14 protein-coding genes are annotated in these 18720 nt (G+C 69.1%); 6 read left to right on the plus strand and 8 right to left on the minus strand.

Annotation, left to right across the window (positions count from 1 at the left end):
* The 6 genes from pheT to infC form a co-directional block, all read right to left on the minus strand.
* Positions 1-2502, minus strand: coding sequence for a phenylalanine--tRNA ligase subunit beta (pheT, locus tag BR07_RS0118785; RefSeq protein WP_027506743.1), 2502 nt, complete (start codon positions 2500-2502; stop codon positions 1-3).
* Between the two features lie 48 nt (positions 2503-2550).
* The gene (gene pheS, locus BR07_RS0118790) at positions 2551-3630 is read right to left on the minus strand and encodes a phenylalanine--tRNA ligase subunit alpha (RefSeq protein ID WP_027506744.1); all 1080 of its coding nucleotides are present in this window, start codon (positions 3628-3630) and stop codon (positions 2551-2553) included.
* A gap of 85 nt (positions 3631-3715) precedes the next feature.
* Positions 3716-4555 (minus strand): TrmH family RNA methyltransferase, encoded by an 840-nt coding sequence (locus BR07_RS0118795; RefSeq protein ID WP_037186780.1) that lies wholly within the window; start codon positions 4553-4555, stop codon positions 3716-3718.
* The gene (gene rplT, locus BR07_RS0118800; protein WP_027506746.1) at positions 4555-4944 is read right to left on the minus strand and encodes a 50S ribosomal protein L20; all 390 of its coding nucleotides are present in this window, start codon (positions 4942-4944) and stop codon (positions 4555-4557) included. The genes BR07_RS0118795 and rplT overlap by 1 nt, the downstream gene beginning before the upstream one ends.
* Before the next feature lie 47 nt (positions 4945-4991).
* The gene (gene rpmI, locus BR07_RS0118805; protein WP_027506747.1) at positions 4992-5186 is read right to left on the minus strand and encodes a 50S ribosomal protein L35; all 195 of its coding nucleotides are present in this window, start codon (positions 5184-5186) and stop codon (positions 4992-4994) included.
* Between the two features lie 50 nt (positions 5187-5236).
* Positions 5237-5914 carry a translation initiation factor IF-3 gene (gene infC, locus BR07_RS0118810; protein ID WP_027506748.1) on the minus strand — a complete coding sequence of 226 codons (678 nt, stop codon included), beginning with the start codon at positions 5912-5914 and terminating at the stop codon, positions 5237-5239.
* A 501-nt stretch (positions 5915-6415) separates the two neighbouring features.
* Between infC and BR07_RS0118815 the strand changes: the two genes are divergently transcribed.
* Positions 6416-6808 carry a DUF1844 domain-containing protein gene (locus BR07_RS0118815; protein ID WP_231476444.1) on the plus strand — a complete coding sequence of 131 codons (393 nt, stop codon included), beginning with the start codon at positions 6416-6418 and terminating at the stop codon, positions 6806-6808.
* Between the two features lie 19 nt (positions 6809-6827).
* On the opposite strand, the gene uvrA is transcribed toward BR07_RS0118815, so the two are convergent.
* Positions 6828-9746 (minus strand): excinuclease ABC subunit UvrA, encoded by a 2919-nt coding sequence (gene uvrA / locus BR07_RS0118820; RefSeq protein ID WP_027506750.1) that lies wholly within the window; start codon positions 9744-9746, stop codon positions 6828-6830.
* 210 nt (positions 9747-9956) lie between these two features.
* Between uvrA and BR07_RS0118825 the strand changes: the two genes are divergently transcribed.
* From BR07_RS0118825 to BR07_RS0118835, 3 genes are all read left to right on the plus strand, one after another.
* On the plus strand, positions 9957-10646 hold the full coding sequence (locus BR07_RS0118825; protein WP_027506751.1) for an MBL fold metallo-hydrolase: 690 nt from the start codon (positions 9957-9959) through the stop codon (positions 10644-10646).
* Positions 10647-10809: 163 nt separating this feature from the next.
* A complete protein-coding gene (locus BR07_RS0118830; RefSeq protein WP_027506752.1) occupies positions 10810-11832 on the plus strand; it encodes a DoxX family protein in 1023 nt (340 codons plus the stop codon).
* A gap of 154 nt (positions 11833-11986) precedes the next feature.
* On the plus strand, positions 11987-14272 hold the full coding sequence (locus BR07_RS0118835; protein WP_027506753.1) for a HelD family protein: 2286 nt from the start codon (positions 11987-11989) through the stop codon (positions 14270-14272).
* Between the two features lie 56 nt (positions 14273-14328).
* Here BR07_RS0118835 and BR07_RS0118840 read toward each other — a convergent pair whose 3' ends face one another.
* Complete coding sequence (locus BR07_RS0118840) at positions 14329-14781, minus strand: universal stress protein (protein ID WP_027506754.1); 453 nt, start codon at positions 14779-14781, stop codon at positions 14329-14331.
* 127 nt (positions 14782-14908) lie between these two features.
* Here BR07_RS0118840 and BR07_RS25475 point away from each other — a divergent pair, with 127 nt between their 5' ends.
* Entirely contained in the window at positions 14909-17797 is a 2889-nt protein-coding gene (locus BR07_RS25475) for an alpha/beta fold hydrolase (protein WP_081821416.1), read from the plus strand.
* The gene (locus BR07_RS0118850) at positions 17794-18678 is read left to right on the plus strand and encodes an ABC transporter permease (protein WP_027506755.1); all 885 of its coding nucleotides are present in this window, start codon (positions 17794-17796) and stop codon (positions 18676-18678) included. The genes BR07_RS25475 and BR07_RS0118850 overlap by 4 nt, the downstream gene beginning before the upstream one ends.
* Positions 18679-18720 lie beyond the last annotated feature (42 nt).

Consider the following 18720-nt stretch of genomic DNA (forward strand, 5'->3'; position numbering starts at 1 on the left):
TCAGTGTCGGAGTTCGGCTCCCACCGCCGTCGCCGCTGCCGCGACGGCGGCATCGCGAGCGGCACTCGCCTCGTCCTCGGTCAACGTACGGTCCGCCGCTCGGAACCGCAGGGCGAAAGCCAGCGACTTCCGGCCGGCACCGACCTGATCGCCGGAGAACACGTCGAAGACACGAATGTCCTCGAGGAGTGGGCCCGCCCCCGACACCAGAGCCGACTGCACGGCGGCGGCCGGGACGGACTCGTCGACGACGACCGCGACGTCCTGCAGCACGGCGGGGAACGGCGAGATGGACGGCGACGGCAGCGGCTCGCGGGTGGGAACGCGATCGAGGTCGATCTCCACCGCGCAGGTCCGCGGCGGCAGACCGGCGCGCTCGAGGACACCGGGATGCAGCTCACCCGCGTGCCCGACCACGACACCGTCGACAACGACTTCGGCACACCTGCCCGGATGCCACGGAAGGTACTGGGCGGACCGGAGTTCCACCTCGACACCGGACGCGCTCGCGATCGTCCTCGCTGCGCTGAAGGCATCGGTGGCGTCGGCGGGGCGGCCGGCGCCCCACGGCCCGGGTGCCGTCACCGCACCGGTCAGGACGACGGCGGCGTGCAGCGGCTGCACCGGCAACGACTGCTTCAGAGCGTCGATCTCGTCCTCGGTGGGACGACGGTCGACGGCGAGCGCATCGATCGGGCGCGTGCCCTCGCCCGGTTCGACGACCTGCGCGACGGCGAACAGCGCCAGATCCCGCTGTCCGCGCGAGACGTTGCGCTGGGCGATCTCCAGGAGACCCGGGACGAGAGTGGTCGCCAGTTCGGGTCGGTCCGCCTCCAACGGATTGAGCACCCGCGTGGTCACCCGGCGCGGATCGTCCGCGTCGAGTCCCCAGACGTCGAAGACCCCGGCCGGCAGGAACACGGGAGCGAGGACCTCGACGTGCCCCGTGTAGGCCAGTGCCCGACCCACCGCCCGGCGACGACGCTGGGCGGCGGTGAGTCCGCGGCCCGCGGGAGCGTGCGGCAGGACGGACGGAATGGACTCCAGTCCCTCGAGTCGCAGCACCTCCTCGACCAGGTCGGCGGCCTGACGGAGGTCGGGACGCCACGTCGGCGGCGTCACGACGGCCACCCCGCGCCCGGCCTCGGACACGTCCACGACGACCTCGCACCCGACCTGGGTGAGGCGGCGCACCGCGGTTCCGCTCGGATAGGTCACACCCGCCACCCGGTCCGGCAGGTCGAGATCCATGGTCACGGTGTCGGACACCGTCGGTGCACCGATGTCGGTGAGCAGCGGCTCCACCCGGCCGCCCGCGATCGAGGCCAGCAGTGCGGCGGCACGGTCGAGCGCGCGCACCGGGAGAGCGGAGTCCACCACTCGTTCGTAGCGACGGCTCGCCTCACTGGGCAGCCGGTGACGGCGCGCGGTGCGGAACACGGCGAGCGGGCTCCAGATGGCCGCCTCGAGCAGGATGTCGGTGGTCTCGTCGCCCACCTCGGTGGACGCGCCACCCATGACACCGGCCAACGACACCACGCCGGACTCGTCCGCAATGACGACGTCCTCCGGGTCGAGGGTGCGCACGGTGTCGTCGAGGGTGCGGAGCGTCTCCCCCGCCTCGGCCCGGCGGACCACCAACCCGCCCGACAGCGCGGAGGCGTCGAACGCGTGGAGCGGTTGGCCCAGTTCGAGCATGACGTAGTTGGTGACGTCGACCGCGGGCGAGATGGGTCGCACCCCGGACAGCAGCAGCCGCCGCTGGATCGTCCAGGGGGTCACCGCGGCCGGATCGATGCCCACGACGCGGCGCGCGGCGAAACGGGTGGCATCCGACTCGGAACGGACGTCGACGGGCCACGCCTCGCCCTCGGAGGCGGCCGCGGACACGACGGGCTGCGGGGCGTCGGCGGGATCGACGAAGTCCAGGTCGAAACCGCACGCCAGTTCGCGGCCGAGACCGCGCACGCTCAGGGCGTATCCGCGATCGGGCGTCACGTTGACGTCGAACACGGTGTCGTCCATGCCCAGAACGGCGAGTGCGTCGTCGCCGGGCACGGCCGTGCCGGCAGGCAGCACGAGAATGCCGGAGTGATCCGAACCGATACCGAGCTCGGACACCGAGCAGATCATGCCGTCGGACGTGCGCCCGTACGTGGACCGCGCGGCGATGGCGAACCCGCCGGGCAGAACACTGCCGGGAAGTGCGGCCACGATGAGGTCGCCCTCCGCGAAGTTCCTTGCACCGCAAACGATTCCGCGGGGCTCAGCCTCGCCCACCTCGACCAGGCAGAAGCGGATCGGCTTCTTGAACTCGGTCAACTCCTCGATGGACTGCACACGGCCGACGACCAACGGGCCCGTGATCTCCGGAAGAGGGATGACGTCCTCGATCTCGAAGCCGACGGACACGAACCCCGCGTCGAGCTCGTCAGCAGTGACGCTCCACTCGGGAGCGGCCTTCCGGACGACCTCGGTCAACCAGGACTGGGGCACTCGCACGACTTCTCCACTCTCTCTGTCTGAATGCTTGTCTGCAGGGGCCGAGCGTCAGCCGGCCACGCCGAAGGGCAGGCTGAACCGCACGTCGCCCTCGACGATGTCGCGCATGTCGGGAATGTCGTTGCGGAACTGCAGCGTTCGCTCGAGGCCCATACCGAAGGCGAACCCGCTGTAGATCTCCGGGTCGACGCCACAGGCGCGCAGCACGTTCGGATTCACCATGCCGCAGCCACCCCACTCGACCCAGCCCGCTCCACCCTTCTTGCGGGGGAACCACACGTCCACCTCCGCGGACGGCTCGGTGAACGGGAAGTAGTTGGGGCGCATACGGGTCCGCGTCTCCGGGCCGAACAGCGCACGCGCGAACGCGTCGAGCGTGCCGCGGAGATTGGCGAGCGTGAGCCCCTTGTCCACGGCGAGTCCCTCGACCTGATGAAAGACGGGCGTGTGCGTCGCGTCGAGTTCGTCCGTACGGAACGTACGCCCGGGGCACACCACGTAGATCGGCAGGTCGCGCTCGAGCATCGACCGCACCTGCACCGGCGAGGTGTGCGTGCGCAGCACCTGACGAGACCCCTCGGGCGCGACGTGGAACGTGTCCTGCATCGTCCGCGCGGGATGGTCTGGCAGGAAGTTGAGCGCGTCGAAGTTGAAGTGCTCGGTCTCCACCTCCGGGCCCTCGGCCACCTCCCACCCCATCGCCACGAAGACGTCGGCGACCTGATCGGCGATGACGGTGATGGGATGGCGGGCACCCACCGGGCGGCGGACGGACGGCAGGGTCACGTCGATCGCCTCGGCGACGAGCACGGCCGCGTCACGTTCGGCGAGCAGCACCTCACGACGATCGTCGAACGCGATCCGCACGCGGTCACGCGCCACCTTGACCCGCTTGCCGGCGTCAGCCCGCTCGGTCTTCGGCAGCGAGCCCAACGCGCGCTGTGCGAGCGCGAGGGGCGCCTTGTTCCCGATGTGGTGGATCTTGGCCTCGGACAGAGCGTCGATGTCGGACGCGGCGGCGAAGGCGGACTCGGCCTCGGTGACGGCTGCGTCCAGCGCCGCGTCGGTCAGCGCCTCCGCGTCGGCAGCGGCCTGATCGGCCTGCGCTTCACCCTCGTTGCGCTCCACGTCCACACACTCCATCGTCTCGATCGGCGAGCACCTCTGTCGCGGTGCTCCTCACGGTCGCCGGGCAGAACCCGGCGGGGAAAGCCTAGGCGGTGCCCCCGCGGCGCTGCACCCGCGCACCGGCGTACAGACACACGGCGGCCGCGGTGGCGAGGTTGAGACTCTCGGCGCGGCCATGGATGGGAATGCGCACCCGGTGATCCGCAGCAGCCGCGACCTCGCGGGACAGCCCGTGCGCCTCGTTGCCGAACACCCAGGCGGTGGGCCCGGCCAGCGCGTCGTCGGCGTCGTCGAGGTCCAGTTCACCGTCGACGGTCGTCGCCAGCAGACTGGCGCCGGTCGCACGGACCGCGTCGAGTACCGCCGTCACCGAACGCTCCCGTGCGACGGGGAGATGGAAGAGACTTCCGGCGGACGCGCGGACGCTCTTGCCGTTCAGCGGATCGACACTGTCCCCGGCGAAGATCACCGCGCCGGCGCCGGCGGCGTCCGAGACGCGCAGGATGGTGCCCGCGTTGCCCGGCTCGGAGATGTCGACGACGACCGTCACGAGTGACGGGTTCGCGGCCAACGCCTCGGCCAGGGAGACGACGACGGACGTGCACACGGCCACGATTCCCGGCGGCGTCACGGTGTCCGACAGCGATTTCGCCGCGCGCTCGGTCATCAGCTGCGGCTGCGCACCGGCCGCGGCCGACGCCTCGAGCAGTCCGCGGTGCTCGTCGAACCAGCGCTCGGTGGCGAACACCTCGCGCACGACACCGGCGGCGACCGCCTCGGTCACCGCGTTCTCTCCCTCCGCGAGGAAGAGGCCGGTTCGCCGACGTTCGACGCCGCGCTGCAGCTTGACAGCCGAAACGACCCGCGGAGTCCGCTCGGTGAGCGGCGCCGCGGGTCGTGACGGAGTGTCGTCGAAGCGCCTGATCAGGCTGCTTCTCCGGCCGGTGCGTTGATGTCGGCAGGCAGTGCCGCCTTGGCGATCTCGACGAGTGCGGTGAACGCCGCAGCGTCGGAGACCGCGAGCTCGGCGAGGATCTTGCGGTCGACCTCGACCTCGGCGATCTTCAGACCCTGCACGAAACGGTTGTACGTGATGTCGTTCGCCCGAGCTGCCGCGTTGATACGCGTGATCCACAGCTTGCGGAAGTCACCCTTGCGAGCGCGGCGATCGCGGTACGCGTAGGTGAGCGAGTGGAGCTGCTGCTCCTTCGCCTTGGTGTAGAGACGCGAACGCTGCCCGCGGTATCCGCTGGACGCCTCGAGAATCGAACGACGCTTCTTCTGGGCGTTGACCGCCCTTTTCACGCGTGCCACTGGTGAATCCTGTCGTAGAGGGGCCTAGGGCCCGGGTGGGAAAGAGATCAGAGACCGAGAAGCCGCTTGACGCGGGGAACGTCGTTGGGGCTGACGACGGCCTTGCCGTCGAGGCGACGCGTCACGCGCGAGGACTTGTGCTCGAGCAGGTGGCGGCGGCCGGCCTTCTGGCGCAGGATCTTTCCGCTACCGGACACCTTGAATCGCTTCGCGGTGCCGCTGTGAGTCTTCGACTTGGGCATGAGTCCTCAGTTCTGTTACTTCGGTCGGTGGTGCTGGTGGATCCGAGCGCTCAGGCGCCCGGTGTGGCTGGTGCCTGCGGCGTCGCCGGCGTCTGCGGAGCAGCGGGTGCCGGCGGTGTCGCCTCGGCGGCGGGTGCAGCAGTCGGCGCGGAGGCCGGCGGCGGCACGGTGGCGTGCGGTGCGTTGGACGCCTCCGCTGCCTTCGCCCTGGTCTTGGCGCCCTTGTGCGGAGCCAGGACCATCGTCATGTTGCGGCCGTCCTGCTTGGCCGAGGTCTCGACGAAGCCGTGCTCGGCGACGTCGGCGCCCAGGCGCTGCAGGAGGCGGTAACCGAGTTCGGGCCGCGACTGCTCGCGTCCACGGAACATGATGGTCACCTTGACCTTGGACCCGGCCTCGAGGAAGCGGACGACATGGCCCTTCTTCGTCTCGTAGTCGTGGTCGTCGATCTTGGGACGAAGCTTCTGCTCCTTGATGACCGTGAGCGTCTGGTTCTTACGCGACTCACGAGCCTTCTGCGCGGCTTCGTACTTGAACTTGCCGTAGTCCATGATCTTGCAGACCGGCGGACGGGCGTCGGGTGCGACCTCGACGAGGTCGAGGTCGGCTTCGACAGCCAGGCGGAGTGCATCTTCAACACGCACGATCCCCACCTGTTCACCGCCAGGTCCGACGAGTCGGACTTCGGGAACTCGGATGCGATCGTTGATGCGGGTCTCAGTGCTGATGGGGCCTCCTCGGTAGTGCGGTGACGGATGGTGGTGCTCGACCCGATGCGGTGCGCCGTCGTACGCGCTCCACACCGGCGCTCGTGCTCTCCGTCTGCCTCGACACCGTGGCCACCCGATTTGTTCCCGCGGGAACCTTCCGAACGACGAAAACCCCGTCGCTCACGATCGAGATCGCGAGCAGCGGGGTCCGGTACCGACCGGTCGACGGATGTCACCATCCGCGGGCCACCTCGTCTCGTCGACGAAGCGCACCACTTCCCGATGTGGCTGGGAAGGACCGGAACCACTGCCCGGCGAACCGTGCGGTGGTGGGAGTCGGACTCCACTTGCTGCCTCCGGGTTCCGCATCCGTGCCCGGCACTTGCGCGCCGACACGGACACACCTGAAGGCGGTCGTGGAAAGAAGAATAACACCAGGTGCCCTCGCGGACCGAATCCGTCCGGTCACGCACCGGGCGGGGACGTCGGTGTCGGCGCATCGTGGCATCGTCTGATGTCATGACGACCCCCGATGATGCCGTTCAGGCCGGTGCTCCACAGGTGGAGGGCGATGCGCCGCAGCTCGAGCCGGACGTGCGTGAACTGGCCGACGTCCCTGCGATCGAGGTCATCAGCCGCGCCGCGGTGATGCTCATGAGCTCCGCCGCCGAGAAGCTGGGACTCTCCGACGCGGATCCGTCCGACAGCCCCCACCTCGACCTCGACGAGGCGAGACGCGTGATCACCGCACTCGCCGGACTGGTCACGGCCTCCGTGGAGTACCTGGGGCCGCACGCCGGCCCCATCCGCGAAGGGCTGCAGGCACTGCAGAAGGCGTTCCGCGAGCAGTCGGCGCACCCGGACGCGCCCGGCGCCGGGCCCGGCGAGAAGTACACCGGGCCCGTCCACTGACCGTCACGCGACGGCCCGGTCAGGAGACCGCGACAGGCTTGCGCTTGCGGGTCCGCTTGACCGGGACCGGTGGGGTCGAGGCGGCGTCGAGAGACTCCTGCAGGAACTTGCCGGTGTAGCTCTCGGGCACGGCGGCGATCTGCTCGGGAGTGCCCTCGGCCACCATCGTTCCGCCGCCGGATCCGCCCTCGGGTCCCATGTCGATGACCCAGTCGGACGTCTTGATGACGTCCAGGTTGTGCTCGATGACGATGACGGTGTTGCCCTTGTCCACCAGACCGTTGATCACTAGCAACAGCTTGCGGATGTCCTCGAAGTGCAGACCCGTGGTCGGCTCGTCGAGGATGTACACCGTGCGTCCCATGGAGCGCTTCTGCAGCTCTGCGGCCAGCTTCACACGCTGCGCCTCGCCGCCGGACAGCGTGGTGGCCGGCTGCCCCAGACGGACATAGCCCAGGCCCACCTCGTTCAGCGTCTTGAGGTACCGGTGGATCGAGGTGATCGGTTCGAAGAAGTCGGCCGCCTCCTCGATGGGCATGTTCAGCACCTCGGCGATGGTCTTGCCCTTGTAGTGGACCTCGAGCGTCTCCCGGTTGTACCGGGCACCGTGGCACACCTCGCACGGCACGTAGACGTCCGGCAGGAAGTTCATCTCGATCTTCAGGGTGCCGTCACCCGAGCACGCCTCGCACCGGCCGCCCTTCACGTTGAAGGAGAACCGACCCGGCTGGTAGCCACGGATCTTGGCCTCGGTCGTCGCGGCGAACAGTGTCCTGATCTTGTCGAACACCCCGGTGTAGGTGGCCGCGTTGGACCGCGGCGTACGGCCGATGGGTGACTGGTCGACCCGGACCAGCTTGTCCAGCTGGTCGAGGCCGTTGACGCGGGTGTGCCGACCGGGTACCTGACGAGCGCCGTTGAGCTTGTTCGCCATCACCGTCGCCAGGATGTCGTTGACCAGCGTGGACTTGCCCGATCCCGACACGCCCGTCACGGAGGTGAGCACTCCCAGCGGGAAGCTGACGTCGATGTCCTGCAGGTTGTGCTCCCGGGCACCGATCACGGAGATCTTGCGCTTGGGATCGATCGGGCGACGTACCGCCGGGACATCGATGGCCGAGCGACCCGAGAGGTACGCCCCGGTGAGGCTCTCCGCGTTGGTGAGAAGCGTCTCGTAGGTTCCGCTGTGCACGACACGTCCGCCGCGCTCACCGGCGAGCGGGCCGATGTCGACGACCCAGTCGGACGTGCGAATGGTGTCCTCGTCGTGCTCGACGACGATGAGCGTGTTGCCCAGGTTGCGCAGCCGCGTGAGCGTGTCGATGAGCCGGCGGTTGTCCCGCTGGTGCAGGCCGATGGACGGCTCGTCCAGCACGTACAGGACTCCGACGAGACCACTGCCGATCTGCGTCGCCAGGCGGATGCGCTGCGCCTCGCCGCCCGACAGCGTTCCTGCCGCGCGCGACAGCGTGAGGTACTCGAGTCCCACGTCCAGCAGGAAGCCGAGGCGGGCCTGGATCTCCTTGAGCACCTGGCCGGCGATGGCCTCCTCACGCGGACCGAGCGTCAGCGTGTTGAGGAAGTTCGAGCACTCCGAGATGGACAGTGCACACACGTCGGCGATGGACTTGTCCCCGAAATCGCCCGCGGCGATGGTCACGGACAGGATCTCGGGGCGCAGGCGTGCACCCTCGCACACCGGGCAGTCGACCTCCCGCATGTAGCCGTCGTAGCGCTCTTTCATCTGCTCCGACTCGGTCTGATCCATCCGACGGTGCAGGAAGGGCATGACGCCCTCGAACTCGGCGTAGTAGGACCTGGTGCGTCCGTACCGGTTCTTGTAGCGGACGTGCACCTGATGCTCGCTGCCCTCGAGGACGGCACGCTTCACCTTGGCCGGCAGCTTCCGCCACGGGGTGTCGATGTCGAAGCCCATGGCGTCGGCGAGCCCGGACAGCAGCCGGCCGAAGTACTCGGACGTCTGGCCCATGGACCACGGCGCGATGGCGCCGTCCGCCAGGCTCAGATCGGGATCCGGAACCACCAGTTCGGGGTCGACCTCCTTGCGGATGCCGAGTCCCGCACACTCGGGGCACGCGCCGTAGGGCGAGTTGAACGAGAACGCGCGGGGTTCGAGTTCGTCGACGGACAGCGGGTGCCCGTTGGGGCACGCCAGACGCTCGGAGAACCGGCGCTCACGGTCGGCGGCGTTCTCCTCGCGGTCGACGAAGTCGAGCACCAGGATGCCGTCGGCGAGGCGCAGCGCGGTCTCCACCGAGTCGGTGAGCCGCTGCTTGGACGACGCCTTGACGGTCAGGCGGTCGACCACCACCTCGATGTCGTGCTTGTCCTGCTTCTTCAGCTTGGGCGGATCGGTGAGCTGGTGCACGGTGCCGTCGACGCGGATACGCGAGTAACCCTGCGTGTTGAGCTGCTCGAAGAGATCGACGAACTCGCCCTTGCGGGTGCGCACGACAGGAGCGAGTACCTGGAAACGCAGGCCCTCCTCCATCGCGAGCACCTGGTCGACGATCTGCTGGGGCAACTGCTTGGCGATGCGCTCACCGCACTGCGGGCAGTGCGCCGTGCCGGCGCGTGCGTAGAGCAGGCGCAGGTAGTCGTAGACCTCGGTGATGGTGCCGACCGTGGACCGCGGGTTGCGGTTGGTCGACTTCTGATCGATCGAGACCGCGGGCGAGAGGCCCTCGATGAAGTCGACGTCCGGCTTGTCCATCTGGCCCAGGAACTGGCGCGCGTAGGCCGAGAGCGACTCGACGTAGCGGCGCTGACCCTCGGCGAAGATGGTGTCGAACGCCAGGCTCGACTTGCCCGACCCGGACAGACCGGTGAACACGATGAGACTGTCCCGGGGCAGATCGATGTCGACGCCCTTGAGATTGTGTTCGCGTGCGCCCTGCACTACCAGGCGATCCGCCACGGTTGTCCTCTCCTTCGTCACGGCCCACGGCCGTGCAACGTGCTGCGTCGACTCTCTCGTCGACCGCGTGAACTGCCCACTCTTCGTCGGACATGTCGTGTTCGGACACGACAGGCTTCGACGACCATATGCCCGAGGTCCGACAGACTCGACCGGCCGACGGGCTCCGCGCCCGGCTCACGACCGGTCGTCGTGGGTAATCTCACGCTCATGACCGAGAATGCACCGACGATCTCCGACGACTACACCGGCGAGGTGTCCGTGGGGACGGGCTCGCAGCGCCGGACCCTGTCGCACGCCACGATCGTGAAGACCTCGGTGGGCCCGATGGACAACAACGCCTACCTCGTCATCTGTTCCCGGACGGGCCGATCGCTGCTCGTCGACGCCGCGAACGACGCTCCGACGCTGCGCGCCGTCGTCGACCACGTGGCACCCGAGGTCTCGCTGATCGTCACGACGCACCAGCACTTCGACCACTGGCAGGCACTCGAGGACGTCGCATCGGCGACGGGCGCCCCGTCGGCGGCACATCCGCTCGATGCGGAACCGCTCCCCGTCGCCCCCACCCGCCTGCTCGACGACGGCGACTCCGTGCAGGTCGGCGACGTCACCCTCAACGTGATCCACCTCCGCGGCCACACTCCCGGGTCGATCGCGCTGGCGCTCACGGACCCCGAGAGCGGCGTCGTGCACCTGTTCACCGGCGACTCGCTCTTCCCCGGCGGCGTCGGCAAGACCGACGGAGAGGCGAATTTCGTGTCGCTGCTGGACGACGTGGAATCGCGGATCTTCGGTCGCTACGACGATCGAACGGTCGTGTACCCGGGCCACGGCAAGGACACGACGCTGGGCTCGGAACGTCCTCACCTTCACGAATGGCGGACCCGCGGCTGGTGATCCGTCACCACGATCCGGTCCCCCGCCCGCCCCGCGATTCAATCGCCGGGGCGGGGGGTATGGATACAGTTCGAGAGCGTCACATGCATGTCATGGGCGTGAACAACCGCACTCGTGCAGCCAGAGCAGTCCCCCACACCACAGCCGCAACGCAGGAGGCTCAGTGATTGTCCGCCGGATCGCCCGACCGATGCTCGCATCCATCTTCATCGCAGGAGGCGTGGATGCGCTGCGCAACCCCGCCGGAAGGGCTCAGGCCGCGAAGCCTCTGATCGAGAAGAGCCAGGACGCCCTTCCCGACGAGGTGACGCAGAACGTTCCCTCCGACCCCGAGACGCTGGTCAAGATCAACGCGGCGGTGCAGATCGGCGGCGGATTCCTTCTCGCGACCGGTCGGGCGCCGCGCCTCGCGTCCACCGTGCTCGCGGGCAGCCTCGTCCCGACGACCCTCGCGGGTCACTCCTTCTGGAACGAGACGGACCCGCAGGCGAAGGCGCTGCAGCGCACCCAGTTCATCAAGAACGTCAGCCTCCTCGGCGGCCTGCTCATCGCCGCCGTCGACACCGAGGGCAAGCCGTCCGTCGCCTGGCGCGGTCGCAAGGCGGCCAAGTCGGCCAAGGTCGCCGTCGCCGGCGCCCTCCCGCTGGTGTCCTCCTCGGACAGCTCCGAGACGCTCGCCCACGCCGGCGAGCGCGCCAAGGAGCTCGCGGGCGTCGCCGCCGAGCGCGCACAGCCGCTAGTCGAGATCGCTTCGCAGCGTGGCGCCGAGCTGGCGGACGTCGCCCAGGATCGCGGCGGCAAGCTCGCCGAGCTGGCGAAGGAGCGCAGTGCCAAGTGGGCCGATCTGGCCGCTGCACGCGCATCCGAGTTCGCCGACGTCGCCCAGGATCGCGGCAGCAAGTACGCCGAGATAGCCGCGTCCCGCGGTGCCGAGCTGGCCGAGAAGGCCAAGGCCGACGGCAGCGATCTGGCGGAGAAGTACGGCAAGAAGGCCCGCAAGCAGGCCAAGAAGTCCGGCAAGGACGCGCGCAAGCAGTTCGACGCAGCGCGCAAGGAGTACAAGAAGCAGTACAAGTCCACCAGCAAGGACGCACAGAAGCAGCTGCAGTCGTCGCTCAAGGACGCCGAGAAGCGCGCCAAGGTGGCACGGGCCCGCGTCGAGGGCACGGTGCACCAGTACCTCTGACCTTTTCCCACAGCACACGGCCGGTGTTCCCGAGAGATCGGGGGCACCGGCCGTTGCCGTCGGGAGCCCGTAGACTTTTCTGGCGCTTCCGTGCGCCGACGAGAGGTGCACGACCACCCTCGACACCCCGCCCCACTCGCGTTCAGGAGACCATGTGCCGGATCAGGGCACCCCGACAGATCTGCACGACGCCGACCTCGATCAGGAACAACAGCGCGTCACCCTGCTCTACGACCGCCTCGACGCTCTGCGGACCTATGCACGGTCCCGGCTGAGCGCCGTCCTGCTCCAGACGGGCGGGACACCGCAGGCGCGCAGCGAACGCGAGTCCTACTCGGCTCTGTACAACGACGACATCGCGAAGTACGACGCGTCCGAGAACGGTCTGTGCTTCGGCCGGATCGACGTCGAGGACGACGCGCCGCGCTACATCGGCCGTGTCGGCATCCTCGACGAGGACGACGACTACCAGTCGTTGCTCTACGACTGGCGCGCCCCGCTGGCCCGCCCGTTCTACCTGGCCACGCCCGCCGCCCCCGAGGGCGTCGTACGCCGTCGCCACATCCGGACGCGCAGTCGTCGCGTCACCGGGGTGGCGGACGAGTACCTGGACCTGCGGACGGCGCAGGACGCCGGCGTCGCCACCGGGTCGGACGGTGTGGCCGGAGAGAGCGCTCTGCTGTCCGCGCTCAACGCCGCGCGCACGGGACAGATGAACGACATCGTCGAGACGATCCAGCGCGAGCAGGACGACATCATCCGGTCCACGCATCGCAGCGTCCTGGTGGTGCAGGGTGGTCCCGGTACCGGCAAGACGGCGGTGGCCCTGCACCGCGCCGCCTACCTGCTGTACACGTACCGCAAGCAGCTGGACAAGAGCGGCGTGCTGATCATCGGACCGAACAGCACCTTCCTCGACTACATCGGCCAGGTGCTGCCCTCCCTGGGCGAGACGGGCGTGCTGCTGTCGACCATCGGGGATCTGTACCCGGGTGTCGACGCGAGCCGTGAGGACACCGCGCGCGCAGCGGAACTCAAGGGGTCCCTCGACGTCGTCGACGTCCTGATCGCCGCCGTACGCGACCGTCAGGAACTTCCGTCGGAGCCGGTGTCCGTCGATTTCGACACCTACACACTGCGGATCGACCGCAAGATGGTCACGCGCGCACGCGGACGGGCGCGGTCCTCGCGTCGACCCCACAACCTCGCGCGACCGATCTTCGTGTCCACCATGATCGATCTGCTCGCCGACCAGTTCGCCGCCATCGTGGGCGGTGACGTGCTGGACGGGTCGAATCTGCTGAGCCGTGACGACATCGCCGACATCCGCGACGAGATGCGGGAGAGCCCCGAACTGATGGGCGCGATCGGCGCTCTGTGGCCCGAGCTGTCCGCCCAGGACGTTCTCGCCGGGCTACTGGCCTCGCCCGAACGGCTGCGGGTGGCCGCACCGGGATGGGCCCCCGTGGACCGCGCCGCCCTCGAGCGGTCGGACGACGGGCGCTTCAGCGGTGCCGACGCTCCCCTGCTGGACGAGCTCGCGGAGCTGCTGGGTATCGACGACGCCGCGGAACGCGAACGGGAACAGCGTCGCTGGCGCGCCCAGATCGAGGACGCCCAGGGCGCCCTCGACATCCTGACCGGATCGGCACCGCAGGATCTCGAGGACGAACTCGATCCGGAGATCCTCATGGCGTACGACCTCATCGACGCCGACAGACTCGCCCAGCGTCAGGGGCACGGACGCCGGTTGACGGCGGCCGAACGCGCGGCCGGCGACCGCACGTGGACCTACGGCCACGTCATCGTCGACGAGGCGCAGGAACTCTCGCAGATGGCGTGGCGGATGGTCATGCGCCGCATACCCAATCGATGGATGACCCTCGTGGGCGACGTGGCCCAGACGGGCGACACGGCGGGTGCCTCGTCCTGGCAGGACGTCCTGGGCCCCTATGTGGCGCAACGGTGGAAGCTGACCGAGCTCACCGTGAACTACCGCACCCCCGCGGCGATCATGGAGATCGCTCGGCGAGTTCTCTCGACGCTCGACCCGGCCGCATCGATCCCGCGGTCGGTGCGGGACAACGGTGAGACGCCGTGGGCGCATCGAGTCACGGAGGACGATCTGGTGTCGGCGGTCGAACGCCACGTCGCCGCGCATCCGCGCCCGGGGATGTCGGCGGTGCTGGCACCCGCGGACATCGCCGCGCGGCTCGCACATCTGGGGGCCGACGACGTCCGGGTGTGCACGGTGCGCGACGCGAAGGGACTCGAGTTCGACTCGGTGCTCATCGTGGAACCCGCACGGATCGTGGACGACTCGGCCCGCGGCCTGAACGATTTGTACGTCGCGCTCACGCGCGCGACACAGCGGCTGGGAATCGTCCACACATCGCCGCTACCGAACGTGATGGGACCCATCGCCCCCGTGACGCAGTGATGCCGTCACGGCACGAACGGATCGTGCCGTGACGGCATCCAGCGGTGGTTCGAGCGTCAGTGCGTGGTGTGCACGATCAACACGTCGCAGCGCGCCTTGCGAGCCGCATCGGACGGAACCGAGCCGAGCAGGCGGCCGGTGAGCGAGTTCAGTCCACGGTTCCCCACCACGAGCAGATCCGCCTTCACCTCGCCGACGAGCTCGAGCAGCGAGTCGACGGGGTTGCCCACCACGGGACGCTCCTCGATCGACGAGGCGCCGGCCGCCACCGCACGCTCCCGCGCGACACGCAGAATCTCCTGTGTCGGAGCGGATCCCGTGATCTGGTACGCGTCGTCCTTCAGTGCGTCCGCGTCCTGCGAGGACGCCTTCGAGTCCGCCGGGTAGTACGCACACGCGATGTAGAGCGTCGCGGCGGAATCGCCCGACAGCGCTGCCGCCTTCTCCACGGCCCGCAGTGACGAATCGGAGCCATCGGTTCCGACGACGACGTTGCGGTAAGCGCTCATACATTCCTCCAGTGGTCATGTCCCGACGATCATCGAGTGTCGATTCGAGACATTAGTCGCAGCGGCGACCGCCCGACGCGGCTTCCGGTCGAAAGCACGTGTCTCTCCCCTCGCATACATTGAAGTAATGCCACGACCCCGATTCCGGTTGCCCGGACGCGCCTCGACGCTCGGACGACCGGTGATCGTCGTCGTCGCGGTGCTCGTCGTCCTCGCCCTCGCCGTGGCCTCGTTCGCACTTCTGCGCGACTCGAACGGTTCCGCGTCGTCGGTGCGGACGGAGGACGCCGTCCGCACACTGCCGGAGAGTCCGGGCAGCAGTGCCACCGTCGACATCGACACGACGCTGTACCTGCCGGACACGGACGGGCCCGCGCCGGCGGTGTTGTTGGCCCACGGCTTCGGCGGCGACAAGAACTCGGTGGCCGCCCAGGCACGGGATCTCGCGTCGCGAGGGCTCGTCGTCCTCGCGTACAGCGCGCGCGGCTTCGGCCTCAGCACCGGCAGCATCGGCCTCAACGATCCCGATCGTGAGGTGGCCGACGCTCGCGGGCTGATCGACTACCTGGCCACTCGCCCCGAGGTGCAACTCGATTCCCCGGGTGACCCTCGGGTCGGCGTCGCCGGTGGTTCCTACGGCGGCGCGCTCGCGCTCATGGCGGCCGGAACCGATCCTCGTATCGACGCGGACGCCGCCTCGATCACGTGGAACGACCTGAACCAGTCCCTCTTTCCCAACTACACGGTGGCCGAGCCGTCGTCGCAGGCACCGACACCCGCCGTGTCCGAGGGCAGCGACGCCGGCGTCCTGAAGCGCGGCTGGGCCGGCATCTTCTTCGGCGCCGGTGCGGCCCCCGCTCCCGGTGGAGCCGGCGACGCTCCGACATCGACCGCCCCCGCTGGAGCATGCGGCCGGTTCGCCCTCCAGGTGTGTCTCGCGTACGCGGAGTCCGCGGTGAGCGGACAACCGTCCGAGGCCACCAGCGAACTGCTGCGTGCGCGCTCGCCCCGGTCGTTCGCCTCCTCGATCACCGCACCCACCCTGCTCGTGCAGGGCCAGCGCGACACCCTCTTCGGACTCGACCAGGCCGACGCCACCGCGCGGCAGATCGCGGCGGCCGGTGGCTCGGTCCAGGTGCGGTGGTTCGACGGCGGCCACGATGCCGGCGGGACCGACGCCACCGCGGACGGTGCGGTCGCGGACTTCCTGGTGCAGCATCTGATCGGGGACGGGACCGACTCCCCGCGCGCCGATTCGGCGTTCACGTACGCGTTGGCGGGCGATCCGACCGACCAGGGCGATCGGGCTCGCGAGCTCACCGCCGCCGCGTATCCGGGGCTCTCGGACGCCACTCCGACCGAACGCCAGGACTTCCCGCTCACCTCGGCCACCGGCAATGACACTCAGACCGTCGTCCGGCCGCCCGGTGGGTCCCCGGCTGCTCTCACGTCTCTGCCCGGGGTCGGCTCCGCCTCGGTCCTCGGCGGCGCCGCGGCCGGGCTCGGCGGGGCCGCGAGCGCACTCCTGACGGGCGACATCCCGGGACAGACCGCGTCGTTCGTCACGGAGCCGCTCGACTCGTCGTACACGATCGTCGGTACGTCGTCGGTGTCCGTCACCGTCGGTCCGACCACCTCGCCGAGCGGCACCGTGCTCTTCGCCAAGCTGTACGACGTGTCCGACGACGGTCGACGCACTCTGCCCAACGGCCTGGTGTCCGCGGTGCGGGTCCCCCCGTCCGACCAGCCCTCCACGGTGAGCGTCACGTTGCCGGGCATGGCATACCAGGTCGCCGCCGGGAATCGCGTCGAGGTGGCGTTCTCCACCACCGACCAGGCCTACGCCGTCCCGCTCGAGCCCGCGGCGGTGTCGGTCACACTCTCCGACGCCACGCTCGCGCTGCCCGAGGTACCCGCCGAGAACGCGGACTCGACGTTCCCGTGGGTCCCCGTCGTGGGCATCGCGGGGCTCGCCGTGCTGGTCGCCGCCCTCGTCGCTCTCGCATCGTTCATCTCCCGGCGTCGCACCGTCGCCGAGGTGGACGAGTCGCTGGTGGACGTCCCGCTGGTGATCACCGATCTCGCGAAGAGCTACTCCAACGGCTTCCGCGCGGTGGACGGCGTGTCGTTCCGCGTCGGCGCGGGGCAGGTGCTCGGGCTCCTCGGCCCCAACGGCGCCGGCAAGACCACCACGCTGCGCATGCTGATGGGCCTCATCACGCCCTCCAGCGGCGAGATCCGGGTCTTCGGGCACCTGGTCTCTCCGGGGGCGCCGGTCCTGTCCCGACTCGGTTCCTTCGTCGAGGGGTCCGGATTCCTTCCCCATCTCTCGGGGATGGAGAACCTGGACCTGTACTGGACGGCGACCGGCCGACCGGCGGAGGACGCCCATCTCGAGGAGGCACTCGAGATCGCCGACCTCGGCACGGCGATCCACCGCAAGGTCCGGTCGTACAGCCAGGGCATGCGGCAACGGCTCGCCATCGCGCAGGCGATGCTCGGACTCCCGGACCTCATGGTCCTGGACGAACCCACCAACGGGCTCGACCCGCCCCAGATCCGCACCATGCGCGACGTCCTCATCCGCTACGCGCAGACGGGACGCACGGTCCTGGTCAGCAGCCACCTGCTGGCGGAGGTCGAGCAGACCTGCACGCACGTCGTCGTCATGAACAAGGGCGTCGTCATCAGCTCCGGGACGGTCGACGATCTGATCGGCGCGAGCGGTCCGCTGGAGTTCCGTGTCGATCGGCCCGCCGATGCCGTCTCGGTGCTGCGAGGCATCGACGGCATGGGCGAGGTCGTCGAGGCGGAACCGGAGGGCGCGATCAAGGCGCAGCTCGGAGTGCTCGATCCCGCGATGGTGGTGCGGACGTTGGTGGGCGCCGGTATCGGCGTCTCCTCCGCGTCGCGATCGACACGACTCGAGGACGTCTTCCTCGACCTCGTGCACGACGACACCGACCGACTCCGTCATGCGGCGGAAGCATCCTCGGGGAACGGAACGACCACATGAGCGCCGACAGTCGACCGACGACCACCACCGCGGCGCATCCGGACGGCCGGGTCGCGGGGTACACCCCCGCGGGCACGCTGTCGCTACGGACCGAGCTGACGCGGCAGTTCACGCGGCGGAGAACCCAGTTGTCCCTGGGCTTCCTCGCGTTGCTGCCCGTCATCATGGCCATCGCGTTCACGGTGGGCGGGTCGGACTCCGACACCGCCAGCGGGAGCCTCATCGACCTGGGCACGCAGAGCGGGGTGAACTTTCTCGTCTTCGCCCTGTTCGTGTCGGTGGGATTCCTGCTGATCGTGGTGGTGGCGCTGTTCTTCGGCGACGCGATCGCCAGCGAGGCATCGTGGTCGAGTCTGCGCTACCTGCTCGCGGTTCCTGTTCCGCGAGGTCGGCTGCTGCGACAGAAGGCCCTGGTGTCGGCGATCCTGTCGCTCGCCGCGCTGCTCACGCTCGTGGGGGTGTCGCTGATCCTCGGCAGCGTGCTGTACGGCCTGGGGTCGCTGGTGTCACCCTTCGGCGATGCCCTGTCGTTCGGGCTGTCGATCGGGAGGCTCGCGATCGGCGTCGTCTTCATCGCGATCAATCTGACGTGGGTGGCCGGGCTGGCACTCGCCCTGTCGGTGTCCACCGACGCGCCCCTGGGCGCGGTCGGCGGCACGGTGATGGTGTCGATCGTGGCCCAGATCCTCGATCAGATCACGGCACTGGGATCACTGCGCAACCTGTTGCCCGGCCACTACTCGACGTCGTGGACGGGCGTGCTGTCACCGACGCTGTCGTGGAACGACCTGCTCGACGGCGCCTTCTCCTCGCTCGCGTACGCCACGATCTTCGGCATCATCGCGTGGCGACGATTCGCGACGAAGGACATCACGAGCTGACGACGAGGCCCGGCACCGTGTCCGTCGGTGCCGGGCCTTCTC

Origin of the sequence: Rhodococcus sp. UNC23MFCrub1.1, from assembly GCF_000686025.1 — a bacterium.
Classification (GTDB): domain Bacteria; phylum Actinomycetota; class Actinomycetes; order Mycobacteriales; family Mycobacteriaceae; genus Rhodococcoides.